Below are 8599 nucleotides of genomic sequence, written 5' to 3' on the forward strand. Positions count from 1 at the left end.
GGGCGACGGGGTCGGGGCGGCGGGACTGTGCCATGGGGCCTCTCCTGCGGGACGGCTGCGGGGACGGACGTGTCCCCCACCGTACGCCGGGCGGTGCGCGGGCCAGGTCCGCGGCGACGCGCCGCCCCGGGCATAGGTGTGACCAAGGACTCACTGGGAGGTGCGGTGATGCACCTCATTCACCTCTTGTTCACTCGTGAGGGCCGTGCGAGGATGGCACGCGAAAGATTTCCGGGGGCCGCGTTCGTACGAAAGCGGTCCCCGTTGCAATGACCAGGGTCGCCCTCCGTATCGGTCGTGCCGCGCGTCGTCCGCGCAGGCCCCCGCGCCCGCCGCCGGCGGAGGCCGTGACCACCGGCGCCCGCGGGCTCCGGCTCTTCCGACAGAAAGTGAGCGGACCGATGGATTGGCGCAGTAAAGCAGCGTGCCTGGACAAGGACCCGGAGCTGTTCTTCCCCGTGGGCAACACCGGCCCCGCCCTCCTGCAGATCGAGGAGGCCAAGGCGGTGTGCCGTTCGTGTGAGGTCGTGGACACGTGCCTGAAGTGGGCCATGGAGTCCGGCCAGGACTCGGGCGTCTGGGGCGGCATGAGCGAGGATGAGCGGCGCGCCATGAAGCGCCGCGCGGCGCGTGCCCGCCGCGCCTCCTGACCCACCCGGACCACCGGCCCCGTCAACCTCGTCGACGGGGCCGTCGTCATGCCCGGCCGGGCTCACGTCAGGGGCAGTCGCAGCACGACGCGCGTGCCGCCGTCGTCGGACCGCTCCCAGCGCAGGGTGCCGCGCAGGTCCCCCTCCACGAGCGAGTGCACGATGCGCAGGCCGAGCCCCGATCCCTCGCCCGCGCGGGGAGACTCCCCCGGCACCCATCCGTCGGGGGCGGCGGGGCCGCCGTCCGTCACGGACACGACCAGCACCGTTCCTGCGGGGGTCGACTCGCGGTCGGCGTGCAGGCCCACGCAGCCACCGCCCGGCGCCGTGCCGTGCTCGACGGCGTTGGCCGCCAGCTCATTGAGCACCAGCGCCAGCGGCGTGGTCACGTGGGAGGGCAGTTCACCGAACTCGCCCGTGACCGCGACCTGCAGCGGCCGCCCGTCCCCGGCCACCTCGACGGCCAGGCGGAACTGCCGCTGCAGCAGACCGTCCACGGGGACCTGGTCCTCGATCTCCTCGCTCAGCGTCTGGTGGACGAGGGCGATCGTGTCCACCCGCTGCATCGCCTGACGCAGCGCACGCTCCGCCTCGGGCGAGGACGTGCGCCGCGCCTGCATGCGCAGCAGCGATCCCACGGTCTGCAGGTTGTTCTTGACGCGGTGGTGGATCTCGCGGATGGTCGCATCCTTGGTGAGCAGACGCTGCTCCTGGCGGCGCAGCTCGGTCACGTCGCGCAGCAGCAGCAGCGCCCCCTGCCAGCCGTCCGGACCGAGCAGGGGGACGGAGCGCACCGTGAGGGACGCCCCGCCGGACTGCACCTCCCGCCGTCCGGCACGCCGGCCGGTGAGCACCGCCCACGTCCCCTCGTCGGTGGGAACGCGGGCGGCCTCGGTGCTGGCCAGCACGTCGGTGAGCCGGTGCCCCTCGAGGGTCGAGGCGATGCCCAGCCGGCGCAGGGCGGAGACCGCGTTGGGACTGGTGAACTCGGCGACCGAGTCCGGCCCGAGCACGACGAGGCCGTCCCCCACCCGCGGCGTGCCGCCCGCCCAGAGGCCGGAGGGCTCCTCGGGCGCCGGCCAGCGGCCGTGCTGCATCATGTCCAGCAGGGTGCTGGCCGTCCGGCTGTAGTTCTCCTCGATCACCGAGCGCGCCGGCCGGCCTTTCGGGTCCGCGTGCGCGGAGACGACCGCGATGACCCTCCCGGCGCGGACCACCGGCCACAGACGCACCTGCAGCGTGCCTCCCGGGGCCTCGACGGGGCCGGCCCCCTCGGCCCGCTCCCCGCCATGCCACGTCTGCCCGACGACGGCCCGCAGGTCCGCGCGGGCGCGCGAGCCCACGATGTCGCGGTGGAAGAGGGTGGGAGCGGTGAAGGGCCGGACCTGGGCGAGCGCGACGAACCCTCCGGCCTCGTCGCGGCGGGGCACGGGGCACCAGAGCACGAGGTCCGCGAGCGCCAGGTCTGCCACGAGCTGCCAGTCCCCCACGAGCCGCTGCAGCCAGGCGCGGTCCTCGTCTCCGATGTCCGGGTGCGACGTCAGGGGGTCCTGCGCGAGCGAACTGACCATGGGATCAGGGTACGGCGACGTGCCGGGCGGCCCGTGTCCGTGGCGTCGCGGGCGGCGTCGGACGACACGGCGGCGATGGTCTGCGAGGGCCGTGCGCGGTGCCGTCCGCGGCGGGCGGGGCGGGCAGGGACACCGGCCAGCGTGGCGAGGGCGCGACGCAGCGGGCTGTTCGGAGCGGCCTCGGCGAGCACCTGGCCGGCGAGCAGCGCGGGGTCCGCGGCGGCCGGGTCCCACGGCAGGAACGCCTCCAGGGGCGTGGCCGGCGAGGCGTAGCGGTTCCAGACGGCCTCGACCTGCCCGCGCGGGGCGACGCCGGCGGCGGCGGGCCGGAGCCGGTTGACCACGACGCGCAGCCGTGCCGCCGGGGCCGCCTCCGCCAGCTCCTCGACCCCGCGGACCAGGCGGGGCAGCGCGACGGCGTCCGGCCCGCCGACCGCGATGACCTCGTCGGCCGCGGCGAGCGCCGCCAGGGTCGCACCGTTGCGCTGTGGGGCGGGCACGTCGAAGGACAACTCCTCGTCCTGCTCGAGACCGAACCCGACGTCGACGACCACGCGGTCCCAGTGTTCCCTGGCGGCCGCGATCAGCGCGGAGACGGCGGCGGGGCGCAGCTCGGGCCACCGGTCCACGCGGGTGAGCCCCGTCAGAACCGTCAGGTCCGCGCCGGCGACGCGGACGCGGACGCCCGCGGCCGCCAGGTCGGCGGCGCCCAGTCGGCCGTGGTCGGCCCGCCGCACGGCCCGCGCCACGCCGGCCGACTCCTCCGTCAGCCCCAGGTGCACACCGACGGCGGGGCCGTACGTGTCCAGGTCGACCAGCAGCGTGTTCCGGCCGGCCATGGCGTGCTCGGCGGCGAGGTTCACGGCGACGGTGGTGCGTCCCGGGGCGCCGGTGGGACCCCACACCACGGTCACCAGGGACTCCCGCGCGGGTGCGGTCGGTTCGCCCTCCTCCGGAGAGGGTGCGGGGTCGGCTCCCTCGCCCGCGGTGGCGGGGCCGTCGTCGGGGGTGGCCGCGGCGGGGGCGGCGCCCGGCCCGGCGTCGTCGGGCTCGTCGGCGTCGCGCCAGGGGTCCGTGAGGCCGGGCACCTCGTCCGCGCCGAGCGTCTCCAGGGTGATCGGCAGGTCGTCGAGGTCCTCGGCGTGATCCCGGGCGTGGTCGGCGTCCTCCCCGTGCGAGGTCGCCGGCCGGCGGCCCTCCGCGGCCGCGCTCGCGGACTCCACGACGACGGCGGCGATCTGCTCGGGGTCGGCGTCGGCGCGCACGCAGGGCACCCCCATGCCGCGGAGGCGACGACGCTCGGCACGGACCTCGCTGAGCGCCGCCACGCCCACGGGTCGGGGCAGCCGGGCCGTCTCCTCCAGGAAGGCGGCGGTGAGGGACTCGGTGTCCCCGGCTACGAGGACCGCGTCCACGAGACCGGAGCGGGCGATCGCGAGCAGCTCGGCGAGGTCCTCGGCCCGGCGGAGGACCGTGATGTCCGTCTGGTGCCGCTCGAGCGGGCCGATGTGGTCCAGGCCCGGCTGGACGGTGGTGGCCAGGGCGATGCGCACGGTCAGCGCACCCCGTGGGCCGGCACGAGGGTGACCCGCGCGTCCTTGACCTTCGCGTCCACGATGCGCGGCAGGGTCTCTTCCGGTGCCAGCAGCTGCACCCGGGTGGTGCCCGAGCCGCCGAAGCCACTCTGCTCCGCCGTGACCTCGGAGATCTCGAGCGCCTCGGCCAGCCGGGCCGGGTCCGCATGGCCGCGGCCTCCCTCCGCGGGCATGGCCACCCAGACGTCCACGCGGTCCCCCACGCCCACGCCGGACGGCAGCGGCTCGTCCAGGGCCACCCCGACGGGACGACGGCCGTCCGGGTCCGCGTCCACCAGTGCCGCCGCAGGCAGCAGCTCGCCGGCCCGGACCGTCCCGGAGACCATCCGCCCCTCGGGAGCCGGGGCATCGGCGCTGAGGTACCGCTCGCCGGCCTCGCTGAGGTTCACCTCCACGGGCCGCAGGTCCCCGGCCGCGATGGGCGTGCCCGGGGGCAGGTCCTCCGCGGCCGTCCAGTATGCGGCGGTCCGCTGGGAGGAGGCGACCAGCGCCACCACGCCGGCGATCGAGGCGAGGACGAGCATGAGACCGACGAGGAGCCGGGGATCCCGCCAGCGGGGCCGGCGCAGACGGCCGCCCTCGGCGGACGCGGACATGGTCGTGGACACCGGATGTTCCCCCCTTCGGACCGGCCCCTCGGGCCGCCGCGGCCCCGGCACCCCGTCGGTGTCGGCCCCTCCGCGCTGCGCCCAGAGTAACCACTGGGGCCGTGGATCGCCGGATCCGCCGCGTACGCTGTGGAAAAGTGTCGCCTCCGGGTGTTCCCGGGGTTGAATGGGTCGACGTCGTGGGCCGCCCGCGACCGTCCTGGACGCCTCGACCGAAGGAGCACCGTGCAGCGCTTTCTCACCCTGACCGACGTCGCGGAGACCCTGAACATCTCCGGTCAGGCCGCCCGTGCCCTGGTCCGCTCGGGTGAGCTGCAGGCCATCCAGGTCGGGGGCCGCGGTCAGTGGCGCATCGAGGTGTCCTGGCTCGAGGACTACGTGGAGCGTCAGAAGGAAGTGACGCGCGCCCGCGTCCGGGAGTGGACCGAGACGGACGCGCAGGCCCGCTGAGCCCACACGGTCTGCTCAGGCGGGGCGCAGCGCGGTCCGGACCGTCCCCAGCGCCCCGAACGGGATGACGAGCCGCCCGCGGACGGCGGCGGCCCGCCTGGCCTCGTCCCGCGGGTGGCGGGCGATGTCGAGGTGGTCGCCGCCGACCCGGTCCACGGTGCCCTCCGCCAGTGCCGCGCCGAGGCGCCCCGTCACCGCCACCGGCTGGCGCGTCCGCGCGATGCCGCGCAGCACCGTCCCCCAGCCGGCCGCAGCGAGCTCGGGCGCGGCCACGGCCCGGGTCAGGTCGGCCTCCACGGCCGCCACGCAGTCCACCGCGACGATCGCCGACCCCGAACCGTCGACGTGCACGCCGACCCAGCCCTGCCCCACCGTGTGCACCACGCCGTCCACGACCTCGCCCCAGGCCAGGTGGAGCCGGACCTGCCGCCCTCGGGCTCCGCGCAGGCGGTCGGCCAGGGACAGCGCCATCCACTCCGCTCGGGTCAGCTCCGCGGCCTCGGCCACCGTCTCCTGCCAGCCGAGGTCGGCCCAGTGCGCCTCGAGGTCGTCGAAGAGTCCGTTCCACCGCATGCGCTCAGCATAGGAGGCTCAGCGCCGGACATCGGTCATCATCAAATATCATCAAACATCACTCTTGACACTCATCAGGCCGTGCAGTTCACTGTGGTCATCATCACCGGCCTGATCACGGGATCCCGGCCGGACGGACGCACAGGAGGGGAATCCATGGAGCGCTCGACATCACCGGCCGGCCCGGCCCCGACCCGTCCGGTCGACGCGGCGGACGCCGTCGGCCTCACCGTCCTGCTTCTGGCCGGACCCGGTCTGCTCGCCTGTGCCGCGGCGCTGCTGCAGACGGGCACCAGCGCGCCGGCGGCGGAACTGACCCGCGTGCTGGGCCTCGGCGCCGGTCTCGCCGGGCTCGGACTGCTCGCGTGGTGGGCGGTGGGCCTGACCGGGCTGGCGCTCGTCGCGCTGGGGCGCCGTGCGGGCCGGCCGGCCTGGGCCCGCCTGGGCCGGAGCCTCACTCCCGCCCTGCTCGGACGCGTGGCCGGTGCCGTCGTCGGTGTCCAGCTGCTCGCGGCACCGGCCGCGTGGGCGGACGCGGCTCATCCCGTGCCGGACGCCTCCTGGGCCGTGGCCGCGGTCCCCGCGCACGCCACCGGCGTCGAGGCCCCGGCGCCGGATGCCGCGTGGACGCCCCGGCCCCCGGCGCCGGCCCCGCCGGGCGCCGGCACCGGCCGTGCGGATCCGGACCACCCCACCGTCACCGTCCGGCGCGGCCACTCCCTGTGGCACCTCGCCGCCGCCGAGCTCGGCCCGGACGCGACCCCCCGGGAGATCGACGCCCGGTGGCGCCGCTGGTACGAGGCCAACCGGCGGGTGATCGGCGACGACCCACACCTGCTGCTGCCCGGCACCGTGCTGACCTCCCCCGTGTTCGCCCCGCACGCCGGCGTGGACGGACCACGGCCATGACATCCACGACCCTGCACTCCCCCGCTTCGCCTCGTCCTCAGGAGACCGCCATGACCGCCCTCGCCACCCGGGCTTGGGCGGGGCCGGCATCGGCTTGGCCGCCGGCTTCGGAGCCGACGACGGCGCGGCCGGCTTGGCGGCGGACCGCGGCTTCGGCGTGGCAGCCGGCGCAGCCGAGGACTGCGGCTTCGGCGTCGCGGCCGGCTTCGGGGACGATGCGGGCGTGGCGCTGGAGGCCGGCTTCGTGGCCGGGCGGGGAGCCGCCGGAGCCGGGGTCTTCGGCGCCTGCTTCGTCTCGGCCGGGGCCGCGGAGGCGTTCTCCTGCGTCCGGGCGGCCATGGCCTTCAGCTGCTCGGGGAACGCGTCCCCGACCGAATTCCGCACCGGGGCGGAGTCGGACGCCGCCTTCTGCGCGGCGCGCTCCTTGGCCTCGCGGGCGGCCTGGTCGCGACGCGAACCGCCGCCCTGACGCTCGCGGTGGCTCTCGGCCGAGTTCTTGCGCTGGTCCGCGCGCGCATCGGCCTTGGTGCGCAGCGGGCCGACCACCATCACCATGTTGCGGCCGTCCTGGCGCGGCTGCGATTCGACGGTGCCCAGCTCGGCGACGTCCTCGGCGAACTGCTGCAGCAGCTTGATGCCGAGCTCGGGACGCTGCTGCTCACGGCCGCGGAACTGGATGATGGCCTTGACCTTGTCGCCCTGGCTCAGGAACTTCTTGGCGTGGCCGGTCTTGGTCTCGTAGTCGTGCTTGTCGATCTTCAGGCGGAAGCGGACCTCCTTGAGGACCGTGTTCACCTGGTTCTTGCGCGACTCACGGGCCTTCACCGCGGCCTCGTACTTGTACTTGCCGAAATCCATCAGCTTGCACACCGGAGGCTTGGCCGTGGGGGCCACCTCCACGAGATCCAGGTCCGCCTCGGCGGCGAGCCGGAGGGCGTCCTCGACGCGGACGATGCCGACCTGTTCGCCGTTCGGGCCGACCAGGCGGACTTCCGGAACGCGGATACGCTCGTTGATGCGGGGATCGCTGATGGTGGTACTCCTCTGTGCGAGACGACGGGTGATCCCGCGCCCACCGGAGGGACCCTCGGAAACGAGGAAGGCCTCCCCTGCGCGGACGCAGACGGAGGCCTCGACACGGTCCCGTCGGACGGGACCCTCGGTGCGGGGTGCGCGCCACGACGCGGCGGTCCCGACCGGCGACCCGGCAACTCGGCCCGGGGCGAACCGGACATCCTGCTGACGCGGGTGGGAGAGAGGCCTCCACTTTGCTGCTCCTGGCCCGTGCACGCCTGCTCCGGGGTCACCGGATGACGAGGACGTGCGCGGACCACGAGTGGTCTATGGGAAGCTTACCACCATGACAGACGAACGTCAGGCCCAGGACGCCACCCCCATGGACGCCCCCGCCGAGATCCGCGACATCCACGAGGTCCCCGCCGTCGAGGTCATCACGACCACCGCCGTGCACCTGATGACCGCCGCCGCCGTCAAGTGCGGCCTGGCCGACTCCCCCGACGCCCGCGAGCTCATCGATCTCGACGAGGCCCGCAAGCTCATCACGGCCCTCGCCGGGCTGGTCACGGCCGCGGCCCCCGAGATCGGCAGCCAGCACGCCGGCCCGCTGCGCGACGGCCTGCGCTCGCTGCAGCTGGCGTTCCGTGAGGCCTCCCCGTTCCCGGACGCCCCGGGCAAGGGCCCCGGCGAGAAGTTCACCGGCCCGGTGAACTGACCACGGCCCCGATGACGACGACGGCGCGCCCCTGGCCGGGGGCGCGCCGTCGTCGTCGGGGCGGGGCTCAGGCGTCCGTCGAGGCCTCCGGGGCGGGGGTGAGATGCCGGGTGACCGGCGTCGTGAAGAGGGTGAGCAGCGCGACGCCGGAGACCGCGAGCAGCGGCCCACCCAGAGCGGCGGCGTCCACGCTGAAGAGCCACGAGGACAGGAGCACACCGAAGAGCTGGATCGCGACGGCGGCGCCGCGGCTCCACGCCCGACCGCGCAGCAGGGCGACGGCGGTCGCAAGGATCCACAGGGTGAGCAGCGCGTAGATGACGACCAGCATCACGCGGGCGCCGGCCGGGAGCACCCCGTCCGCCGCATGCACCACCGCGTCCACGGCGAGCCAGAGGAGCGCGCCCGCCTCGAGCACGAGCGCCGCGGCGACCACGAGGACGGCCACCGGCAGGCCCCGGCCGGGGCGGGGCGGGACCGTCGTCGCGTCGGCGCCCGACGACTCGGACGG

10 protein-coding genes and 1 pseudogene are annotated in these 8599 nt (G+C 75.3%); 5 read left to right on the forward strand and 6 right to left on the reverse strand.

Translation table 11 applies throughout. From position 1 onward, the window contains the following. Window positions 1–401: 401 nt before the first annotated feature. Window positions 402–650 (forward strand): WhiB family transcriptional regulator, encoded by a 249-nt coding sequence (locus tag J1M38_RS03620; RefSeq protein WP_002854852.1) that lies wholly within the window; start codon window positions 402–404, stop codon window positions 648–650. A 62-nt stretch (window positions 651–712) separates the two neighbouring features. On the opposite strand, the gene J1M38_RS03625 is transcribed toward J1M38_RS03620, so the two are convergent. Genes J1M38_RS03625 through J1M38_RS03635 form a run of 3 tightly spaced genes read right to left on the reverse strand, consistent with a single transcriptional unit; the run spans window position 713 to window position 4424 of the window. Then, entirely contained in the window at window positions 713–2221 is a 1509-nt protein-coding gene (locus J1M38_RS03625) for a sensor histidine kinase (RefSeq protein ID WP_044659785.1), read from the reverse strand. Then, window positions 2191–3774 (reverse strand): tyrosine-protein kinase family protein, encoded by a 1584-nt coding sequence (locus J1M38_RS03630; RefSeq protein WP_044659784.1) that lies wholly within the window; start codon window positions 3772–3774, stop codon window positions 2191–2193. The genes J1M38_RS03625 and J1M38_RS03630 overlap by 31 nt, the downstream gene beginning before the upstream one ends. A 2-nt stretch (window positions 3775–3776) precedes the next feature. Further along, window positions 3777–4424 carry an SAF domain-containing protein gene (locus J1M38_RS03635; RefSeq protein ID WP_044659783.1) on the reverse strand — a complete coding sequence of 216 codons (648 nt, stop codon included), beginning with the start codon at window positions 4422–4424 and terminating at the stop codon, window positions 3777–3779. 225 nt (window positions 4425–4649) lie between these two features. Here J1M38_RS03635 and J1M38_RS03640 point away from each other — a divergent pair, with 225 nt between their 5' ends. Beyond that, a complete protein-coding gene (locus J1M38_RS03640) occupies window positions 4650–4874 on the forward strand; it encodes a helix-turn-helix domain-containing protein (RefSeq protein ID WP_036383499.1) in 225 nt (74 codons plus the stop codon). A gap of 15 nt (window positions 4875–4889) precedes the next feature. Here J1M38_RS03640 and J1M38_RS03645 read toward each other — a convergent pair whose 3' ends face one another. Then, window positions 4890–5447: a hypothetical protein gene (locus J1M38_RS03645; protein ID WP_036383497.1), complete on the reverse strand. Its 558-nt coding sequence runs from the start codon at window positions 5445–5447 to the stop codon at window positions 4890–4892. Window positions 5448–5603: 156 nt separating this feature from the next. Between J1M38_RS03645 and J1M38_RS03650 the strand changes: the two genes are divergently transcribed. Further along, window positions 5604–6356 (forward strand): LysM peptidoglycan-binding domain-containing protein, encoded by a 753-nt coding sequence (locus tag J1M38_RS03650; RefSeq protein ID WP_152743415.1) that lies wholly within the window; start codon window positions 5604–5606, stop codon window positions 6354–6356. A gap of 73 nt (window positions 6357–6429) precedes the next feature. After that, complete coding sequence (locus J1M38_RS11945) at window positions 6430–6825, forward strand: hypothetical protein (protein WP_241246455.1); 396 nt, start codon at window positions 6430–6432, stop codon at window positions 6823–6825. A 122-nt stretch (window positions 6826–6947) separates the two neighbouring features. Here J1M38_RS11945 and infC read toward each other — a convergent pair. After that, window positions 6948–7646, reverse strand: a pseudogene (infC, locus tag J1M38_RS12215) (translation initiation factor IF-3); the annotation flags it as partial. Window positions 7647–7716: 70 nt separating this feature from the next. Between infC and J1M38_RS03660 the strand changes: the two are divergent. Next, the gene (locus tag J1M38_RS03660; protein WP_036313345.1) at window positions 7717–8088 is read left to right on the forward strand and encodes a DUF1844 domain-containing protein; all 372 of its coding nucleotides are present in this window, start codon (window positions 7717–7719) and stop codon (window positions 8086–8088) included. Window positions 8089–8155: 67 nt separating this feature from the next. Here the strand turns inward: J1M38_RS03660 and J1M38_RS03665 are convergent. Beyond that, window positions 8156–8599: hypothetical protein (locus J1M38_RS03665; protein ID WP_206501173.1), on the reverse strand; the 444-nt coding region annotated here is incomplete at its 5' end.

This window comes from Micrococcus sp. KRD070 (genome assembly GCF_017168435.1).
GTDB classification, from domain to species: domain Bacteria; phylum Actinomycetota; class Actinomycetes; order Actinomycetales; family Micrococcaceae; genus Micrococcus; species Micrococcus luteus.

Excerpts from the sequence above, each read along its gene's own strand:
- J1M38_RS03625 (WP_044659785.1), bottom strand. The coding sequence starts at position 2,221 with ATGGTCAGTTCGCTCGCGCAGGACCCCCTGACGTCGCACCCGGACATC.
- J1M38_RS03645 (WP_036383497.1), bottom strand. The coding sequence starts at position 5,447 with ATGCGGTGGAACGGACTCTTCGACGACCTCGAGGCGCACTGGGCCGAC.
- J1M38_RS03660 (WP_036313345.1), top strand. The coding sequence starts at position 7,717 with ATGACAGACGAACGTCAGGCCCAGGACGCCACCCCCATGGACGCCCCC.
- J1M38_RS03620 (WP_002854852.1), top strand. The coding sequence starts at position 402 with ATGGATTGGCGCAGTAAAGCAGCGTGCCTGGACAAGGACCCGGAGCTG.
- J1M38_RS03650 (WP_152743415.1), top strand. The coding sequence starts at position 5,604 with ATGGAGCGCTCGACATCACCGGCCGGCCCGGCCCCGACCCGTCCGGTC.